Origin of the sequence: Paenibacillus sp. FSL F4-0087 (assembly GCF_038020215.1) — a bacterium.
Classification (GTDB): domain Bacteria; phylum Bacillota; class Bacilli; order Paenibacillales; family Paenibacillaceae; genus Paenibacillus; species Paenibacillus taichungensis.
Window position 1 is genome coordinate 6,334,543 of sequence record NZ_JBBODJ010000001.1, and the last position, 20,304, is coordinate 6,354,846.

The 20,304-nt window shown below is 45.0% G+C and carries 16 protein-coding genes; 4 read left to right on the forward strand and 12 right to left on the reverse strand.

The window, feature by feature from the left end; translation table 11 throughout:
- Positions 1 to 125 precede the first annotated feature (125 nt).
- On the forward strand, positions 126 to 989 hold the full coding sequence (locus tag MHB84_RS28765; protein ID WP_076288571.1) for an AraC family transcriptional regulator: 864 nt from the start codon (positions 126 to 128) through the stop codon (positions 987 to 989).
- Between the two features lie 24 nt (positions 990 to 1,013).
- On the opposite strand, the gene MHB84_RS28770 is transcribed toward MHB84_RS28765, so the two are convergent.
- A complete protein-coding gene (locus MHB84_RS28770; RefSeq protein WP_076288570.1) occupies positions 1,014 to 2,399 on the reverse strand; it encodes an MFS transporter in 1,386 nt (461 codons plus the stop codon).
- A 111-nt stretch (positions 2,400 to 2,510) separates the two neighbouring features.
- Here MHB84_RS28770 and MHB84_RS28775 point away from each other — a divergent pair, with 111 nt between their 5' ends.
- On the forward strand, positions 2,511 to 3,401 hold the full coding sequence (locus MHB84_RS28775; RefSeq protein ID WP_076288569.1) for a LysR family transcriptional regulator: 891 nt from the start codon (positions 2,511 to 2,513) through the stop codon (positions 3,399 to 3,401).
- 70 nt (positions 3,402 to 3,471) lie between these two features.
- Here the strand turns inward: MHB84_RS28775 and MHB84_RS28780 are convergent, their stop codons facing one another.
- The 4 genes from MHB84_RS28780 to MHB84_RS28795 all read right to left on the reverse strand — a co-directional run bounded on the left by MHB84_RS28780 (position 3,472) and on the right by MHB84_RS28795 (position 6,648).
- Positions 3,472 to 3,843, reverse strand: a complete 372-nt coding sequence (locus tag MHB84_RS28780) for an iron chaperone (RefSeq protein ID WP_076288568.1) — start codon at positions 3,841 to 3,843, stop codon at positions 3,472 to 3,474.
- Between the two features lie 123 nt (positions 3,844 to 3,966).
- A complete protein-coding gene (locus MHB84_RS28785) occupies positions 3,967 to 4,998 on the reverse strand; it encodes an ABC transporter substrate-binding protein (RefSeq protein ID WP_083678842.1) in 1,032 nt (343 codons plus the stop codon).
- Positions 4,999 to 5,181: 183 nt separating this feature from the next.
- On the reverse strand, positions 5,182 to 5,775 hold the full coding sequence (locus MHB84_RS28790) for a YdeI/OmpD-associated family protein (protein WP_076288567.1): 594 nt from the start codon (positions 5,773 to 5,775) through the stop codon (positions 5,182 to 5,184).
- Between the two features lie 246 nt (positions 5,776 to 6,021).
- Complete coding sequence (locus MHB84_RS28795) at positions 6,022 to 6,648, reverse strand: hypothetical protein (RefSeq protein WP_076288566.1); 627 nt, start codon at positions 6,646 to 6,648, stop codon at positions 6,022 to 6,024.
- Between the two features lie 237 nt (positions 6,649 to 6,885).
- Here MHB84_RS28795 and MHB84_RS28800 point away from each other — a divergent pair, with 237 nt between their 5' ends.
- Together MHB84_RS28800 and MHB84_RS28805 are read left to right on the forward strand one after the other, a co-directional pair.
- A complete protein-coding gene (locus MHB84_RS28800; protein ID WP_076288565.1) occupies positions 6,886 to 7,260 on the forward strand; it encodes a BlaI/MecI/CopY family transcriptional regulator in 375 nt (124 codons plus the stop codon).
- Between the two features lie 9 nt (positions 7,261 to 7,269).
- Positions 7,270 to 8,685 carry a M56 family metallopeptidase gene (locus MHB84_RS28805; RefSeq protein ID WP_076288564.1) on the forward strand — a complete coding sequence of 472 codons (1,416 nt, stop codon included), beginning with the start codon at positions 7,270 to 7,272 and terminating at the stop codon, positions 8,683 to 8,685.
- 156 nt (positions 8,686 to 8,841) lie between these two features.
- Here the strand turns inward: MHB84_RS28805 and MHB84_RS28810 are convergent, their stop codons facing one another.
- From MHB84_RS28810 to melA, 7 genes are all read right to left on the reverse strand, one after another.
- On the reverse strand, positions 8,842 to 10,890 hold the full coding sequence (locus MHB84_RS28810; RefSeq protein WP_256716778.1) for a glycoside hydrolase family 16 protein: 2,049 nt from the start codon (positions 10,888 to 10,890) through the stop codon (positions 8,842 to 8,844).
- A 158-nt stretch (positions 10,891 to 11,048) separates the two neighbouring features.
- Complete coding sequence (locus MHB84_RS28815) at positions 11,049 to 12,620, reverse strand: response regulator (protein ID WP_076288563.1); 1,572 nt, start codon at positions 12,618 to 12,620, stop codon at positions 11,049 to 11,051.
- Between the two features lie 2 nt (positions 12,621 to 12,622).
- Entirely contained in the window at positions 12,623 to 14,437 is a 1,815-nt protein-coding gene (locus MHB84_RS28820; RefSeq protein WP_076288562.1) for a sensor histidine kinase, read from the reverse strand.
- Positions 14,438 to 14,533: 96 nt separating this feature from the next.
- A complete protein-coding gene (locus tag MHB84_RS28825) occupies positions 14,534 to 16,195 on the reverse strand; it encodes an extracellular solute-binding protein (protein WP_076288561.1) in 1,662 nt (553 codons plus the stop codon).
- A gap of 249 nt (positions 16,196 to 16,444) precedes the next feature.
- Entirely contained in the window at positions 16,445 to 17,992 is a 1,548-nt protein-coding gene (locus MHB84_RS28830; protein ID WP_076288560.1) for a right-handed parallel beta-helix repeat-containing protein, read from the reverse strand.
- Positions 17,993 to 18,042: 50 nt separating this feature from the next.
- Positions 18,043 to 18,996, reverse strand: coding sequence for a PfkB family carbohydrate kinase (locus tag MHB84_RS28835; RefSeq protein ID WP_179087144.1), 954 nt, complete (start codon positions 18,994 to 18,996; stop codon positions 18,043 to 18,045).
- Complete coding sequence (gene melA / locus MHB84_RS28840) at positions 18,996 to 20,297, reverse strand: alpha-galactosidase (protein ID WP_076288558.1); 1,302 nt, start codon at positions 20,295 to 20,297, stop codon at positions 18,996 to 18,998. Before melA ends, MHB84_RS28835 begins: the two co-directional genes overlap by 1 nt.
- Positions 20,298 to 20,304 lie beyond the last annotated feature (7 nt).

Consider the following 20,304-nt stretch of genomic DNA (forward strand, 5'->3'; position numbering starts at 1 on the left):
ATGGAATTCCTCCTATAAAATTGACTCTTGTGGTTTTCAATTATAAGCTGTGATTACATGGGAAAATAGAATTGAATTGAACTCTTTTCTATAAAATTTAACACTAATAGGGAGGGTTATCTGTTTTGAATGGAGATGGAATCATAGAGCTTAACGTCCCCCAACTCCCCTATTATCTAGGAGCAGGACGTTCTGAATATGAAATCGGAGATCAACATCCGAACCGAAAAAAGCTTGGTATCTACGATGTACTGATTGTGGTCAAGGGAGAATTATATATTGGAGAGAATGATCAGCAATGGACCTTGGAGAAAGGAGACTCACTAATCCTGCTGCCAGAAGGAGAACACTATTCGGTCAGGCCGTGTTCACAGAAAACGGTATTTTACTGGCTGCATTTCGAGCATGTTGAAAGATATGAAAGCTTGCTGACCTCTTCTGATCATGAACCGGAGTTGCAAGATTCCTCCAGACCGTTTGGCAATCCTTATACGTTAAGGCTTCCTAAACATTCGAAATTAGCCCATCCACAAGCGGCTTTCAATCTTCTGGAGCAATTATTGACACTAGAAATGGATAGCTCCTTTTGGCAGGAGCAGCGCTTGCTAGGTGAATTGCTTTCCATGCTGGAAGAAGGCAGCTTGCGGGTAATGGATTCCGTGCAGACACGATTAGCAGAACAAGCAGCAATATATATTCAACAGAATTACAAGACAAAGGTCACGAATGAAACGTTGGCAGCAGCTCTCCATTTTCATCCCAACTATGTTATCCGTTGCATGAAGATGAAGTATGGTAAAACACCAATTGAATATTTAAATGAACTTCGTTTAGAACGTGCAAAGCGATTACTGGTTACTACAGACTGGTTGATTGATCGCATTGCAGAAGAAGTGGGCTTTCGTTATGCTCCATACTTCTCATCCTGTTTCAAACGGTATATCGGGTTGTCTCCGCTTCAATTTCGAAAGCAATATATGACTACGTAATGATATGAATTATGAGATTCGGCACTATAACGTCTGCGTTGAGGATGATTTCTGGCGTCGTAAGGTCATGATGATTAAAGATGCAGCTAATACTGTCAGGATGATTCCAAGCGTTTGAAATCCTATAAAACTGAATGTGTCTCCCATGACAATTCCAATCAACAACGATGACAAAATGGTCCCCAGATATCTCGATGTATTAAAAATACCTGATGCGACACCGATCATATCTTTGGGTGTGCTTTTAAACAAAGCCGCCTGCATACCAACACTGTTGAGCCCATTACTTATACCAAATACAGCTAAGGGCAAGATGACATTCACCTCTGGTGAGCCTTTATCCAATGCCACAATCAAGATGGACCCGAACGTCATTAACACCGCTGAAACGATCAAAGCTGGCCGCGTACCTGATTTGTCAATCCAGCGTCCGGCGAGAGGAGAACTGATGAGTGAACATAAACCAAGGGTTAGCATCAATAGTCCTGTATGAACTTCGTTCAGATGGCGTACCTGCTGTAAATAAGATGGCACACCAAAAAACAGAGCGTAAAACAGAGTGTTAACCAGCATAAATTGTACATTCACCCAGGTCATTTCGGGATATTTGGCAAATACCCTCAGCGGAATAAAGGGGGACGCTGTTTTCAATTCATGTCGGATAAAACTTGCTAATGCAAGCAATCCGATCCCTCCTGCCATAAGGTGCCAAGTTAAAAGATGTCCGGTTGATTTAACGGAAAGCACGCTCATTAGCAGAGTCACCAATGCAACGGTGAACAAAAGTATGCCGGGCGCATCAATCAGCAGGAACCATTTTCTGATGGACATGTCGCCATAGTTGGATTTGAGGGTCGCTTCTTTGGGAATGGTTTTCCAGGCGAATATAAAGCTTGCGATTACCAATGGAATATTCACTAGAAAAATACTTTGCCAGTCCCACCAATGAATCAATACACCGCCAATAAAAGGGCCTACCGCGGCTGCACCAGACAGGAACATCGCAAGGATAGACAGGGCAGCAGCCTGTTTCTCAGTAACGTGGATTCTTACAATCGCCATTCCGACGGCTACCATCATGCTTGTGCCAACAGATTGAATGATCCGGAATACGATAAGCCAAGAAAAGTCTGGAGATAACGGAGCTAACATGGAGGAACCAAAGACAACAACCAGACCGATAAGGAATATCTTTCTGCGGCCGAACAGATCACTGCACTTGCCCATGACCGGTTGAGCCACAGCACTTGCAATGTAAAAGGAAAAAATAATCCATGACACGGTCGTAACATCAAGTATAAACTCCTGTTGTAGTCTTGCAATTGCTATAGATATCATGGAGGAATTGAGCGGATTCAGCATAATTCCCAAGCCCACAGATATCATTAACCATATATTTCGAGCATTCATTATGTATATCCCTCCTTCTTCTGTTGTCATCTTAATGGAATCCCTTTATTTATTCCAACGCATTTTATGTTATGATTTGATGAACTAAAAGAAATAAGAGAGTGGTGCGAAATGGAACTTCTTCAGCTACGCTATTTTCTGACGTTAGCCCGATGTGAACATGTGACAGAAGCTGCGGGTAAGCTGCATGTCACTCAATCCTCACTGAGCAAGACGATACAACGTTTGGAGGATGACTTGGGTGCACCGTTATTTGATCGATTGGGCAGAAAACTGCGGTTAAACGAATTCGGAAGAACATTCCTTCGACGGACCGAAAAAGCCTTATTCGAATTGGAACAGGGAAAACAGGAAATTGCTGATCTCTCCAACCCGGATCACGGTACACTTCAATTGGCAGTTACTACAGCAAGCACATTACCAGGAATCTTGCGGGAATTCCGAAAAAATAAGCCGAATGTTCAGTTTCATGTACAAATGGTTACGTTGGACGATATGTGCACGCTTCTCCACCGAGGCGAAATTGATTTTTGTCTGTCTTCCCCTCCAATCCAGGGAGATGATATCGAATGTCAGATGCTGTTCCAGGACCCAATTGTAGTTGCTGTGCCTCTCGGTCATCAATATGCGAATCGAAGCAGCATCACATTAGAAGAGCTTAAGGATGAGTGGTTTGTGGGGGTGAAAAAAGGATATGGTATTCGTGATCTGGTGGACTCCAAATGTCAATCCGTCGGATTCGTACCGAAGTATGTTTATGAAGGAGATGAGCCTGCAAGATTAACTGCACTTGTGGAGGCGGAGATCGGGATTGCCTTTATACCCAATACAGCAAGAAACCCGCAGGAACGAATTGTATATCTCCGGATCGAGGATCAGAACCTAGTGAGGGAAATTGCATTATTGTCGCATAAAAACAGATATATCTCGAAAGCAGCTATCGCGTTTCGCAGCGTAGTCATAGATTATTTTGGTGCAATGTGCAAACCAATTGCTGAATGACCCATTACAAAGACCCCGCTCACCGACGTAAGTGAGAGCGAGGTCTTTTGTTGTAGGCTATCGATCATGCCTATTTCCGCCAAAAGGTTGAACAGTCTGCTTTTTCCGTAATGTTGAAATCAATCATTCGTTCCAGTAATGAAAAATCAACCGGTCCATCCCACCGGATACGCACCAATTCCTTGGTGTGCTCATAACCGGCCTTTACAATTTCATCGGAAAAATGATTAATCCCTGCCTTCTCAGGCGCCACAGCCAAATGATGTTTGGATACACTAAATCCAATAATAAATGTGCCATGATCGGTAAACATGGGCTGATTCCACGCTATTTTAGGTACTAAATTTGGGTACTTCTTGATAATCCATTCTAAAACTTCTTCCGTACGGTCCCGATGTCCCAGGTTATCAATTCGTGCTAGATATTCTGAAAAAACGTCCATATTATCTTCTCCTAACCAAGATTTATTTCGCATACTTCATCTCATATTATCATGAAAATGAAATTGAAAAACCCTTTGGTCCGAATTCGCCAAAGGGTTGAAAGAATATATATTACTCAAGGGCTACTTCACCGAAAGCAGGCTATCCGAAATAAACTTCAGCTGACCTTCAAGCGATACAGGGTCGTTGTATGTATCAGAGGTCGGATCAAGCTGGAACACATGGCCCTCTTTGACCGCAGTTAGGTTTTTCCACACCGTATTATCGTAAACAATCTTCGGATCGGTTGTATCTCCTGACCAAGGGCTAGTGAAGATGATGTCGCCTGCATATTCCGGTAACACTTCCATCGATATTGAGGCCCAGCCTGTGCCACTATCAATTGCCTCTGTCTGAGCCCTTGTTGGTGCCTTCAGGCCAAATTCGTCATAGAGTATTTCACCGCCACGACCGTAATTATGACCAAATACAAATAATCCTTTGGCGTATGGATTCAAAATGGAGACTGTACGATCTCCTACAGCGGCAAGCACTTTTGGCTTCAACTCATTGATCTTCGCTTCCCATTGTGTGATCCAGTCTTTTGCTTCGGCTTCTCTATTAGTCAGTTTGCCCATCTCCAACATAAGATCCTTGAAATTGCGCTTACCATATTGTAACTGTACCACTGGTGCAATCTGCGACAACTTGTCGAGACCTTCCGTACCTGTGTATGCGATGATCAGATCAGGCTTTAGGCTGATTAGTTGCTCAGCTGTTGGCTGCTCTCCCAGATCTGTTGTCCCCTCACTTTTGAGCTGATCCTTGATGTACTTGTTGTTTATTGCACCTGACAAGGCTCCGACGACTGGAGCATCGAGTGCAACAAAGTACCCTGTTGAAAATGCGGTCAGATCGATAATTCGTTTCGGCTCCACAGGTACTTCCACTTCACCTGCATCCGATTGATATGTAACAGTCTCTCCTTCGGCACCTGTTGTAGTATCGGCATCAGACGCAGAAGTTGAGCCGGTTGATGATTCCTTGTCCGCAGCTCCGGTTGTGTTTGCGGTCTCCGTTGTATTGCTTGATGTTGCGGACTGACCACATGCACTCAGTACGAGCAATACAATCAATGCAGATATAATCCATATCGAATTTCTTCGTTTCAGCAAAATAAACCCACCTTTTTCAAATGATATTGATAATCGTTATCAACGATACCATGCAATAGTACATTTGACAAGATGATTTCATATTCGACAAAAGACAAAACAAAAAAAACACCTACCAAGGCAGGTGCTTCAACGCATATAAATGAATTTTAAAACAGCTGCTTCCCAAATTAAATTAACGGTTTAATCATTTAACCCTTTTCCATCCAGAATTTGCTGTGTAGATTTCTCCACCCTGGACACGCGAGTCTTGGATTGCTTCGGTTGGGAAAAATAAAAAAGGTATGCTCGTTGACGTCCAGGTGTCAGTGCTTCAAAAGCCGTTTTCAAAGCAGGATTTTCATCCAGTTTCGTTTGAAACTCTTCTAGAACAACATATTCTGTATTCTTTTTGAGTTCCACTTTCAATCCGGCCTTTTCAACCTCAATGGCTTCAAGAATGTACTCTTTCAGGATGGTTTCCATGTCAACGATTTGTTGAAGATTGGTGAACCGGATCTGGCGAGCAGCTTGTACATTTTCTGTTTGTTGAATTAGAATACCCTGCTTATCCTTTAACAAGGCTCCTTTATGGAAAAGAAGCGCACAATACTCCTTAAATCCATGAATGATAACGATGTTTTTATTCTCCAACGTGTAACAAGGATGCATCCACTTAAAGTCTTCGGTCAGGTCGCAGGAAAGAACGATCTCTCTTAGCTTCTCTGATTCTTCCTTCCACTTCTTTGCTTTGTTTAAATATTCATCCACCTTGGGATTAGTTTTATTAGTTGTCATTAGGGACCATCCTTCATCATGCTAATCATTTTATTGTGTTTTCTAAAAAGATTCTCTCTTACATATGATTGCCAAGAAAAGGCAGTTAATTTCATTCGAAACCATGTAGTGTCGCTTAAATATTATGACACCATTTGGCGTCTGGTCAACACTAACTATTATTTAACTCATATACATATGTCCTTTGTCCCACCTCTTCTCCATTACTAGAAAGCCCGATATTAAAGAAACCAAAGTGAGAAAGCCCTAGGATTTGGCGTATTGTAAAATTGCCGCCGCTGCACGGATTCGCAGCTCCTCTTCTTCGCTATGCAATGCCTTTTTTAGAACATTGAGTGCTTCTTGAATAGTGCCTTCATCTACTCTAACTGAAGAATGATTATCTCCTTCAGTGGCTGCAGAGGTGATCGAAACCCAGGGCTCCAGTTGAGCCTGTGTAATTGGGTGTTCGAATTTCGCAATGATTGAGTAATGACTCACAAGTGCAAGTACTTTATCATTTAACTCTGCTAAGGGAATGCGTCCCAGCCAGGTAACGCCTCGTCGGTGGCATATGTATTCCTCTCCGGTTCCGTTGGAATCATCGTAAAAATAATCACCCAAATCCCCTACATATGTCCATTCATCATCATTTATCAAAACATAGTCCCCGTCCTGCATGACGTAGGCAAAAGTATGGAGCGCGTCCAGGACATCACGAATTTCCGTCTTTCCTATCCTGTAGCGTTGAACTAATTGCTCTTTCCATTCTTCTGCAGGCTCATGCTCCAAATCTCCTGTCGCCGGCCAACCAATACCGATAAAGTTATTCTCCAGGAACGATGCGGTCCAATCGATCTCTTGCAATGTAGATTGTATATGAAACAGATTCATATTATTTCTCCTCTATAGTGATTTCAGAATTTAAGACTAAGTATATACTCCAGACATTCGTCTCTGCATTATAATCAATCAAAGATTGAGCTGATAGCTAGTACAGACCTGCCTCTGATTCCGCAGCATCCATTCAATACTTGACTATCTACTACACGTTGTAGTAACTTATACCTACTACGTAGTGTAGTAATAACCTTCGATATGGACGCATAACGAAGTTAAGGAGTGTTCACTGTGAACCATCTTCAAAAATTATCGGATACTGAAATGGAGCTGATGGAAGTGATCTGGGAGTGTGAGCCACCTGTCACCTCCACCGAACTGCTGAACATGTTTTCCCAAAGGGGTAAAGCATGGAAGGCGCAAACCATCTCCACCTTTCTCTCTAGGCTAGTAGACAAAGGGGCTCTTACAGCTACAAGGGATGGACGTACCAACAAGTATGTCCCCCGTATTTCGCCCGAAGACTACAAGCTATTGGAGGCACAACAAGTCCTGGATGGATTATATCAAGGCTCTGTAAAAAATTTGATTTCAGCTTTGTATGATGGCGACAAGCTTTCTGATCAAGACATTGCAGAGCTGAGACAATGGTTTTCAGAAAAGTAGGTGTAGTCTATGAATACCATTCTTGTGTTACTGTCTACGCTGACTGTTGCCGGAAGTGTCGTTGTCGCTTTCATTCTGTCTTTGCGCCTTGCTCCCTTTCAAGTCATTCCTGCAAAATGGCGTTTTGGAATTGGGAAAATGGCTTTAGCTTTGTATCTATTGCCCATCTTTCTGGTCTTTCATTGGATTTTTTCATTGTTTACATCCAGTACTACATTAAACGAGTTACCCTTAAATGTTCAACAAGTTTTACCTGGACCATTCAATCCGGCTCCTGCCATCCAGGTACAGACCATTTCAGCAAACGTAGCTCTCGCTTTTATATGCTTATGGGGAATCGGGACCATAGCTTTTGCAGCATGGCAAACATATTGTTATCACAGGTTTCTCAAGACATTAAAACTTACGCGAACCAGCGTTCCGAAGACTAGCGATGTTGCTATGCTGCTCCCTGTAATCAAGGAGAATCTGGGTCTCAAGAGCGAGGTTCGGCTTGCTTACAGTGCTCTAATTCGCAGTCCTTTTTTAATTGGATTGAGGAAACCTACTATTTATCTGCCTCTGAAGAATTCTGAAAGTGTGGATATCGGTATGGTGTTCCATCATGAACTGATCCACCTGAAAAGGAAAGATCTATGGATCAAGGCGCTCATATTAGTAGCCCGTGCATTGCATTGGTTCAATCCATTGGTTCATATGCTTTCGAAAGATATTCATACGTGGAGTGAACTGTCCTGCGATGAAGAAGTTGTAAAGGGAATGTCCCTTGCGGATCGTAAACGATATGGGGAAACCATCCTGAACGTAGTGGCAGGATCAAGGAATCTACCTATACAATTCTGCTCCTCTTTATCCGGGGATGGCAAACAACTAAAAAGGAGATTAACTTTTATGCTTAACGTAAAGAATGTGAAAAAGAAAACCTTTGTTGTAGCGATATCGACGCTATTCGTCGTTGCTGCAATTAGTACAGTGACAACAGCTTGGGCTTCCAGCAATACTCCGAGGGTGGTTGCGAGTGAGGAAGCTTCCGCGGTAACGCGTCCATCACAGCAAGCGGCTGTCCGAGAAGAAGCTCCTGCAGTAACGCATCCATCAGCTCGTGAAGAATCTCCTGTGGTAGCACGCCCAACAGCTCAAGCGACAGCTCGTGAGGAAGTTTCGGTTGTACCACGTTCGGATGCCCAAGTGGTAGCTCCTGTAGTAACACAACCATCTGCTCAAGCGGTAGTTCGTGAGGAAGCGTCTGTAGTAACGCGTCCATCTGCTCAAGCGGCTGTTCGCGAAGAAGCAGCTGTAGTGGCACGTCCATCCGCACAAGCGGCTGTTCGTGAAGAAGCTCCTGTGGTAAGACCTTCGGCAGCACAGGACGTTGTGCGTGAAGAAGCTTCTGTGGTGCCAGCGCAATCAGATTCCCGTCATTAAAAGTTCGTTTGAGCCTAACCAGCTACCTTCTCAAACCAAAAGACCAACAACATTTCTGTTGTTGGTCTTCCAGTCTTCTCCGTTCAATTTGCCTCATCACCGATAACTATGGTGAATGGCCTCGACACGACCCCAATCGCGCAAACGGCTGTTTTATTACTGTTCTTTATACACACGTACATAATCTACTTGCATAGTTGCCGGGATATCGGACGCGTTCGGAGTACGGCCCCCGTCAAAGTTTCCACCGATTGCCAAGTTCATAATAAGATAGAACGGCTCATCGAAAGGCGCGTTCGGGTTGTTCGGTGCAGCTGTGGAATACCACTGCTGGTTAGTGACTTTATAGAAAAACTTTCCGTCGACATACCATTTAATGTTGTCTTCTTCCCAAACTACGGAGTACACATGATAATCATTGGCAAAAGTTTGCCCTTCTGGGAAGTGATAATCGCCACCCGAAGACTGGTTCACAGGCCATTGTCCACCAAAGTGAATAGTACCGCTTACAGACCCTGGAAGACGTCCTCTCGCTTCCATAACATCAATTTCACCTGATGCAGCCCATGTGCCGTATACAGAATCTTTTGGAAGCATCCACAGTGCTGGCCAAACGCCATCACCAGTAGGAAGCTTGGCACGGAAATCTACCCTACCGTACTTCAAGGAAAGTTTATCCTTGGTGTTAATCTTTCCGGAGGAATACTGTGCATACCGATTCGGATCCTGCGGGAAAGATTTGCTATCGTTCAGAGCCCTGATATTCAGCTTTCCGTCCTGTATAAATACATTTTGGCTGCTGTTTGTGTAGTGCTGCAGTTCTGCATTTCCCCATCCCCAGGTAGCAGGATCGTTATTGAGATAATAGCCTGTTTCATAGTTCCATTTACTTGTATCCAGCGTAGTTCCGTTAAATTCATCCTGCCAGATAAGATTCATGCCCGCGATAGCCGGGTCGGTTGGAGTTCCGATTGCGATATCCTCTTGATCGGATACATCCGGACGCGGAGCATTTGGATTGCCGATGAAGGTATAGTTGACGAAGTTGTTACCAATATTTCCACCCGCCTGTCCGTTCAGCGGATATCCGATACGAATCTGCATATTTTCCTGGATTGGCTGGAACCAAAGACCATAGATATAATCGGCCCAGTATCCCCACTGGTTGGCATCAGACATGTTGTTGTAGCCATTAGCCGAGTATGCAAACTTGCTCTGACTGGAGTTACTCAAATCCACCCATTGTCCATTGATGTTAATCTGGTATACAAAGTTGCCCAGTTCCTTGGCGATTGGCGCACCCCCATCAATTTTGGGAAGTGGAATTCCAATCGAACCATTCGCATCTGCTGTGAAGGTTGTACCTTCGTATGGCGTAATGACATATGAATTTCTTGTAGGTTCATTAAACGTAATGGTATAAACAAGGTTAGCCGAGGAAGTCTTTGATTCCAATTTGACGTTGATCGACTCCGTTACGTTAAACCAGTAGCCTCCTCCACCGTCGGTGAATTGGCCGAAGTTGTGATCATAAATCCAGCCGCTGGCTGCATTATTGTCAATATCAATCCATGTGCTGCTGTTTACGGGTTTTACATATACCTTCAAATCATCAGCTACGGCTTCATAGGTCACCGCAGAATCATTGTTGAACGTTGGATATGTAAAGCCTGCACCGCCTGTGAAACTTGCTGTAATTTGCGGCCCTTGTGTCGGATTCATCGCTGTGATGGTTGTTTTGTTAATATTTTGGAATACAAGTTGGTATTCAAGCTTAACCCCATTCGCTTTGGAGTACAGTTGAATTTCGGTTGTTGCGGAAAGGGTGAACCAATAACCATTGAATCCTCCATCGCTCCAGTGCCCCCAGTTTTGGTTATAGATATAACCTCCGGCTTGATCAATATCAACCCAGTTGTTACCTACTTTCACATTAACACCAATGTCACTGTAAACATCGTTCCAAGTTGCGGAGCCTCCATTAAACTTAGGCATAACAAATCCGTAGCTGGCTTTGCCAACGCCAGATTTTGAAATCACAGGTCCATCTTCTGGTGAGAAATATTCCATTGAGGTAACTGTCGTTCCAGCTGCTTGAACTTTTGTAGTTGGCAGCACACCAACACTGGCCAGCATCACAACCACTAAGAACAAACCAAGTACCTTTTTCATAAACCGTTTCTCCGTAAAGTGAGATGGTTTCATAATTGCCCTCCTTTGATAGGATAATAGTTTCTCCCAATCTATGCGTTTAAAGGTAATCGCTTACATCGGGGAACATCTTTATTCTATCGAATAGGATAAACTGCTGAAAAGGTACAATTATTTTTGTTATATCCCATTTTTTTGGGTTTTGATTCAATTTATATATTTGTACTGTGGTATTGCACTTCACGTTCTACCTTTTGGCGCATCATTTGTCGATACTCTGTGGGTTGAATTTCCATCGCAAGGCGGAACGCTCGTGTAAAGCTTTTGTAGCTTTCATAGCCTACCATAGCAGCCACTTCAACAATCTTATGGTCGGTTTCGGCTAGAAGACGCCGCGCTTTATCCATACGTACATCTCTCAGGTATTCGGCAAAACCTTTGCCAATATTCTTCTTGAACAGATTTGAGAAATAGGCGTAATTAAGCGACACATGATTGGATACCATCGCAAGGTCCAGCGGCTTATGATAGCTTTCGTGTATAAAACGGATGGCTTCATTTAGATCCTGAGAATTGCGATAACTGTGCTTATATTCAAAATAGAACTGATTCAGTCGAAGCAGCTGCTGTTGCAGCGCTTGAATATAATCGCGCATCCCCGGATAATCAAAGAGATTACGCAAAGATTCAAGATCCAGCGATTCTTCACCCATGTAGGGACGAACAACTCGTTCGTATTCCTCCATCATCTGCACTGTGGCGCCGCAGAGCTGTTGGGTATAGCGAATATGATAGCGTTGCAGCACATTTTTATGAAATATTGCGGACACGCCCTGAGCAATTTTACCACTATCGTCAGTCCCAACAGACTGGAACAGTTCATAAAGCTCTTCATAAGGGAGTTGCCACTGCTGCTCCATATGCTCAATAGCTGCTGGCAGGATGATATATTGATCTGGAAACAGATAACTATGGTGGAATAACTCATGTACTTGTGTATAACTGCCGGGCAACGTCTTCAATCCTTGCTGCGGGTCAGTCATAACGGTTATCGCATCGATCATTCCTTCCTTGAGCGCCGCTGGCAAAGCCTCCGGGTCTATGGCTGCACTCACTGCGAGGATCAGATGCGGGCTGTGTTGCAGGCAAACGCAACCTTGTCTACCGAACACACCATAAGCAATAGCTTCCATGCTATGGACGCTGCTGGAACCCGGCTGGTTGATCCAACATTTCTCTCGCAGCAAACATAAGCGATAATTGTGCCAAAGCGAAGGATTTTGTTCCTGGATTTGGAGGATCCAAGCCTCATCGTTTAATGCTCCCCGCATAAACATTCGTAATTCTTTACGATCAGTCTCTCGGGCGAGACGGGAGATATGCTGAATGTTGTGCTTAAGAGCCTGCCGTGTCTGGATTTCTTGCCATACATGCTCTAGTGAAGTTTGCAGATCCTCTCGCTTCAAAGGTTTTAACAAGTATCCCTTTGCCCCAAGTTCGATGGCTTTTTGAGCATATGTAAAATCACTATAACCGCTAATAATGAGGTATTCCACCTCGATGCGCTCCTCTTTGGTCTGTGCCATCAGTGCCAGCCCGTCCATGTCCGGCATCATAATATCAGTAATAACAATGTGAATGTTATGCTGGCGTAAAAGGATTAGCGCCTCCATCCCACTTGCGGCACAGTAAATATTGTTCAGCTCCAGAGGAAATTGATGCAGCATCGCCTGCAGACCGTCACGGATATGCTTTTGATCGTCCACAACCAGAATATTGATCACTCCTACCACCCTCCAAGATTTACATTTTCCCAAGGCAAACGTATCGTTACACAGGTATAAACGCCCTGAACACTATCAATCCAAAGACCGTAATCCTCGCCATAATGAAGCTGCAGCCGCTTATTCACATTTTCCAAACCAAGTCCGTTCTTGCTGGTAACAATCGGCGAATCCGAGTCTCCCCGCAGTGCCCCTTGCAGTCGTACTAACATCTCCGGGTCTACCCCCTCACCATCATCTCGTATGTTAATGAGCAAGCGGTCATTCTCCACTGAAACGGTGATCTGAATACACACACTCCCGCCTGATGGTGCAGCGTGATGCACTGCATTTTCAACGATAGGCTGCATGCACATTTTAGGAATTGCATAGCGGAGCACCTCCTGCGGAAGATCTGCCCTCAATATGATGCTGCCGCCTTCCATTAAATTAATAAATTGAACGTAACTTTGAATGTTAGCAAGTTCCTCGCGAAGCGCAACCGTATCGCTGCGCCACTGCATGCTGTAGCGAAGTTGCGAACCTAATGATACCAATGAATTCGCAATAGCAGGTTGCCGTTGAACCTCCGCGAGCATTCGAATAGATTCCAGTGCGTTATACAAAAAATGAGAGTTGATCTGCGAATGCAGTGAATGCAGCTGTGCATTTTTGGCGATCAATTGTTTATCCACGACCTGTGTCATCAGACGTTTAACCTCATGTAACATTTTGTTGTAGCTCACAGCCACTTCATCAATCTCATCCCCTCTTTCGTTCTCATCAAGGCCGGTATCAATCGTTGCATCCAGTTCTCCTTTTCGTACCTGACGCATTGAAGCCAGTACATTGTCCAGCCGTCGGAAAATGCGCCGAGTTGTATGTGATACGAGCAGCATGATGAGCAGCAGAACAAATAATGTAATCGTTACCACAAATGCATACCAGCTGCGTGGCCCCTTCATCAATGCCTGATGGGAAGCGATATCGACCACATAAGTATTTAGCGGAGCGATATATCGGTACAGTGCATAGTAGCTCTGATCACCGACCTTAATCTTAACGGGACTTTCCTGTGGCAGTACATCCAGCTGGCGATGAATACCACCAAGGATTTCGTCCAGTCCTTCTCCGGCTTTTCGAGAAAACTCATGCTGGGGATTATAAACATATTGGGGAGGATCGCTTTCGTTCATTAAAACAGAAAAGAAGTCTCCCTTGCTCTCCTGGAGCAGATCGCTGAAAAACATACTGTGCGGAACGCGAATTTCCATAATACTAGGCCTTTTTTTCTCCTGACCCTGAAGGCGAACCAGCCGGTAGTATGATAGCGTATGTTCACCATCCTTAAAAGAAAATAAGCGGTAAGCCGCACCACCTTCATCCCGAAGCTTAGCCCAGTAATCTTGCGGCCAAAATTTCTGATAATGATAGATTTCAGGCCAGATTTCATACAAATTCGGGTTATCCACGTAAAAGCTGAGCTCACTGATCATCGCATTACTCTGAATGATATTTTGCATTTGCTCAAATTGGTTTTGCTTAAACTTCACCAGTCGTAGTCCATCCACAAGCATATTGGAATGAATAAAATCCACAAATGACTTTTGAGTGAGCGCCGTATTGGAAGCGTTCTCAATGATGTCCATTCTGCTGCGCAATTGTTCGTTCAACCATGAAACATGGCTGTTGCCCGCTGACATAGCGTCCTTGTATAGCTGGGTTTCCTGCATGCGAATATATAAAAAGGATACTAAAATAACGGGAATGGCAATCATCAGGCTGAACGCCAGAAACAGCTTTTGGGATATACGGGCATTGCGGTAAAGTTTCCTCAATCTAGTCAGTAGGTAATTCACTCTGAAATCCTCACCACCTTTGTTATACCATATATTACAAGTTAGTCGATAGAAAGCGAGGTTGATAGGAAATGATTATTCAGCCATCTTAGCTTTTCTCGCTTCCAGCTCGGTCTGACGGTACTCCATTACCTGATTAAAACCGTAATTCACACGGCGGGCCAAGAAATTCTCGAATATTTTATCAAAAGCAGCTTCATCTTTGGCAGTAATCAGTTCAGGCAGAACTTCTTCCCAATTCTGAGAAATACGCGACCAGGATAAGGCTATATCGGAATCTCCAACAGGATCTATTCCCTTATAGATGCCGCTGTCCATATCCGCCTGTTTATTCGCGAACTCCTCCATTTGCTTAACGGATGCCGCCTTTTCTGGTCTCCACTGGTTAACGAAAGCAGGGTTGCGTAGCATCCAGTAGGTATCCATGATACCGTATTCCTTTTCCAGACGCTCCCTATCTGTGTCAAGCAATTGGACCATTTCGGCCGTCAACTGCGGTTTGCCATCCCTCATCGCCCATGTTTCGCCTTCTTTGCCCAGAAATACATCCCTTTGGCCTTCTTCGCTCGCTAAATAGCTCAAAAATCGGATGGCTCTTTCAGGACTCTTGGTGGATTTGCTAATCATCGTAACCATCCAGCCGTCCATGTTGCCAGGAAACAGTCTGGCGGAATCACCTTGACTGTTTTGCGGTCCATCTACAGCGATGTAGTACGAATTCGGATATGCACCCGCAGCCAGGATCGGATTGATAGCCGCCATACCAGTCCACTCGCGAATCATCATAAAATAACGGGCATTACTGGTTTTTTCCTCTACCTGAGCATTCGAGTCCACCAGAAAATCTACATTAATCAAGCCTCGCTCATATGCTGTGCGGAAGGTTTTTAGCCAGGTAATATAGTCCGGGTCGGTCATACGGTCGTTAAATTTGCCGTCCTTTTCATGCGGAATAGCCAGCAGGTTTTGCAGGTAATCAGTCATTCCGTAAGAGACATTCCCCTGAGCAAAGAAAGGACTGATGAGCTGACCTTTATACACAGAATACTGATCCTTTAACAATTGCAGCGCGTTCAGAAAGCCTTCCGGAGTGCTCAAATCCGGTCTTCCCATAGCCTCATACAGATCTTTTCGCACCAAGAAGGTTTGGTTCGCAGCCGTCAAACCAGTGGCCTGCATTAGGCTGGGGCTGTATGAATCATTTGGAATGCCATATGTATTGCCGTTTTCCTGACGATACCACTTCAATGCACCGTCCCCCGCGACCTTGAAAAAGTAAGGATCATATTTCTCCGCCAATTCATTTAAGGCATATACCTGATCTCCTTCCCATAACTTATTAATCGCACTTTCCCACGAACCTATTGTTATCAAATCCGGCAGCTTATCGGAGGCCATCATGAGCGCAATTTGTTCACTGGCTTCGCCGGATGGCATTTCGAATTTGATGTTGACACCTGTTTTCTCAGTTACAATCTTGGAGGTTATGCTCTCACCCCATGTGTGACCATACCAGTTCGCACCCACAAACCAGGTCAAATCCACAGGTCTGTTATCAAGCTTCCATCCGGGTTCATCCGGGTTTGGCCTGTATTCAGCTGGCTGTTGTTTAGGATGAGCGGGTTGTGGGAGTGACGGACTTACATTTTGCTCTGATCGGGAACACGCACTCAACACTAGCATTAAGATTATGGCCCAATAGATAATCACGCTGTACTTGATAAAACCGAGTTTCATTCCATCCCCTCCTTTCTTCGCTACAGTTGTGAATTAACCTTAGCATTAATCATGCTATAACCGATTTTACTATCCTTGGCTCGAAATGGAAATGCCGCTCCCTACCTAAATATGAGTTTACGTAAGGTCTAATTCAGGTACAGCTATTTAAAAAGGGTTAGTACTCTTAAAATAAAATAAAGGCAGCTGATTACTCAGCTGCCTTTGTTGGATTGCCTTCGGGAGAGTCTTCCCGTTAGGTTATAAGTCTCACTCGTAAGCGCCGATATTCACAGCAGCTCCCTGTACTCTTGGTTTCCCCTCAATGTCCAGTGTTCCAATAATTGCATTGTCCGTGTTCCCGGCATCAATTGCTGGAGATGTAGATTGAAGATGGAAATCGTATCCCGAAGCATTCACAAATTTGGGATCAATGAACAAGGAATGCGCGTCATTGCCAGTTCCCGTTTTATAAGCGGAGAATCCTGTGTAATCTTTATTTTTCCATGTCCAGCTGGCTCCATTGCTTCCGGCAGGGGCAAAATAAAGATTATAATCCACAACGTTTCCGGAATTCTTGGTGTATTCATTGTAAATCAATACATCTGTAGAGCTGGCTACGAAAATGTTGTTCTTAATTACGTTATTTTGTGTATCGTATTGAACGTAAAGCTGGCCGCTGCCATCGCCAAGCGTATCATTTTTGTATACGGTATTGTTAACGACCTTACAGTTTACTGTGGAGCCGCGTTTAGTATCATACCCGCCCATCGCGATGCCGGTGAGTCGGTTGTTGTAGACTGCGTTACTGCGTACTGTAATATTGCTGGTAGATTTACCGGCATGCTCTGACGCAATCTCGATACCGATATCATTGTTGTAGCTGTAGTTCTGTTCAATAATACTATCCTTGCCACCATCCACATAAATGCCATCGGCCGCATTACTGTTATTCGGAAGTGACTTCCCATACGAAGGATTATTGTTGGAAGTGATATTGTAGACTCTGTTGCCCTTCACGAGTCCGTTCCGCACCTGATCGTAAGCCGTATTCGGCGCTTTCCCCTCAAAACCGATGAGATCAATGCCAATGTTGTCGTTATCGTGAATAACATTATTCGTCACCGAGAAGGTGTCCACGTTCCCGTTGAGAACCAGCGATTCGCTGGAGCCGAGCACAAGATTATACAGTTCATTACCACTAATCGTAATATCGTGAATGGATTCAGGTGCTTTTGTGCCGTATACGGCGATCCCATGTGCGTCACGGCCAAGCAGATCACTACCAGTTGGAGTGGCCGTGTTTTTGATATCATGGACTTTGTTGCCAGACAAATTGATAAAGCTGCCCGATCCGTGAACATAAATGCCTACGGGCATGACGTCCTTGGTAGCTGTAGTATAATTGCGAATTTCAAATCCTTGAAGAGTAACGTAATTCACATCGGTCAGGTCAATCAACCCTTCAATCCCGCTAACCGAAAGTCCTGTGCCGTCAATAATCGGTGTCTCCGTACCATCGTTAGTGAATACAATCGGCCCTTGTGAAGCAGAGCCTGAGCGGGTGATCTTCAGCTTCTGGTTATACACACCGCCACGAACATGCACTGTACTGCCTGCAGGAACAGCATCCGCTGCGTGCTGGAGCGTCTTCCATGGAGCGCTGCTCGTTCCCGTGTTGGAGTCATTTCCGTTTGTCGCTACGTAGTAATCCGTACCTGCTGCTGCAGCAGATGAGGACCATTCAATGCCTGAAATCAGTCCTATCCCTACCGCCATACTTAATCCCACCAGCAATGTTTTACCGAATTTCAACATATTCTCAACTCCCTTTGATCAATTTGGTTGTGTTAGATTAAAATCAGGATTTATTGTTCATGCTCAGCCTGCAAAAGAAGAACAGCCTCCATCGTCGGCAAACTCCCTGTGCCACCAATGCCAAGTGTGGACAATGCTCCACATGCATTGGCAAATCGCAGCAGTTCATCGCTTCGCATTCCAAGCAAGTATCCATATATGATTCCTGCGTTGAAACAGTCTCCTGCTCCTGTCGTATCGACGGGCGTCAAAGTGTAAGATTCGGCCGATATTCTACTTTCGTCCAGTTCGCGCAGTGTAGCACCTTTTGACCCTTGTTTGACCGCTACAATACCCGCCACATCAGGAAGCATGGAATCAAGCACATGGCTCACTCCGTCGGCAGGGAAAATGTGCAGCAGTTCATCCTCGCTGGGAATAAACAAATCAGTCACCGTCAGTAGTGCACTTATGCCCTCGCGGTCCCATTGATTGGATACATCCCAACCGGTATCAAAAGACGTGCTGATTCCATCTGCCCGCAATCTTGTAAAGAGCTCTCGCCAATGAGGTCTCATTCCATCCTGTAAATAATAGGAACCAAAATGAAGATGTGCGGCCTGCTGTAGCAGGGACTCCGGGATATAATCCGGTGTTAACAATGGGATACTGCCAGCGTAAGTTAACAACCCGCGGTCATCGGGTGTGGAGAGCGACAGAGTTACACCTGTCTTGATGCCAGATAATCGGGTTACATGCTCTGTATTTACGCCCATACGCTGCAGCTCAGCTATACAGAATTTGCCGAAATCGTCATCTCCCACTACGCTAACGAATCTCACATCCGCTCCCAGACTTGCCAGCGCACAGGCCGTTATTGCTGAAGAGGAACCAAGTACAATCTCGAAGCCATCGACCATTTTCTCCCGATTCCATTCCGGCATGACATCCGTTCCCGATACAATGACGTCTACATTTAGCTCGCCAGCAATGACAACAACGGGACTTGTTTGTTGTCTCTGCATCATTTCAATACCGGAACAAATCCCTGTTCCGCCTCATACAGTTCATCGAACATACTTCCGATCTCCTCCAGGGAGCATACGGCAGCAGTTAGTGGGTCGAGCATCAGTGCATGGCGAGCCATCTCCCTGTCACTCCTCCGCACAGCTTCTACAGCCAGGTCAAAAAAAGCCATGTTCGAGCGGCATAATGCGGCCAAATGCTCGGGCAGTCTTCCAAAGCGACAGGGCTGAACGCCTTTCCCATCAACGAGACAGGCCACTTCCACCACACCATCAGCCTGCAGATTTTCAATCAACCCCCGGTTAGGAACGTTACCATAGATGACCTTCGGCTCATTCTTCAATACTGCTTCAATGATGATGGCAGCATATTCATTACTGGATTTCAGCTCAAGCGGTACCGTTCCCTCAAGCTGTGAAACGATCTGCTCATCATTCTCTCTCCGCCAGATCGGCCAGTTGTCAGCGTAGAATCCCGTAGCTCCGTTATAACCTGAGTTGCAGTGCTGGTCGATAAGCGATTGGCGTTTACGGTAATATGGGATATACTCCGAGAAATGGCCGCTGGATTCCGAGACGAATGCACCCAGGTATTTCATCGCATCAAAGCGGACCGGGTCCTGCCGCAGCAGTTCAGGAGTTTTCATTTTCTCCAGTAGTACTGGATACAGATCCCTCCCGGCGTGCGACAGCTCCACAAACCAGGACATGTGGTTAATACCTCCGGCTTTCCATGACATCTCTTCATATGGAACTCCGGCATATTCGGCCAGTTGAGCCGACGTATTCTGAATGGAGTGGCATAGTCCCACTACCGGAATATCCGTAATGCGGGAAGTCAGGAGTGTAACCGCCGACATTGGATTGGTATAGTTTAGAATGATGCAGTCTGGGCAGAGCGCTTCAATGTCCCGTACAATTTCAATCCAGCTGGGAAGGGTACGGAGTGTCTTGAATAGTCCTCCGGGTCCAAGTGTATCGCCAATGCACTGCTTAACCCCGTATTTCAGCGGAATTTCATATTCATAACGAACCGTCTCCAGTCCGCCTACTTCAATTTGGTTAATCACGAACTGTGAACCGCCGATGACCTCTCTGCGATCCGTAGAGGCAAGCACCTCCCACTTCTTTCCTGTCCGTTCTACGATTTGAAGCACCAGCCTACGTGCCAACTCAAGCCGCCGCTCGTCAATATCAACCAGGGCAATCGTGCCACCCTCCAAGCCTTCAATCAGCAGGATATCCATAGCGATCTCTCGCGTAAATGCACTGCCTGCTCCGATAATTGAGATTTTAGTCATAACTCTT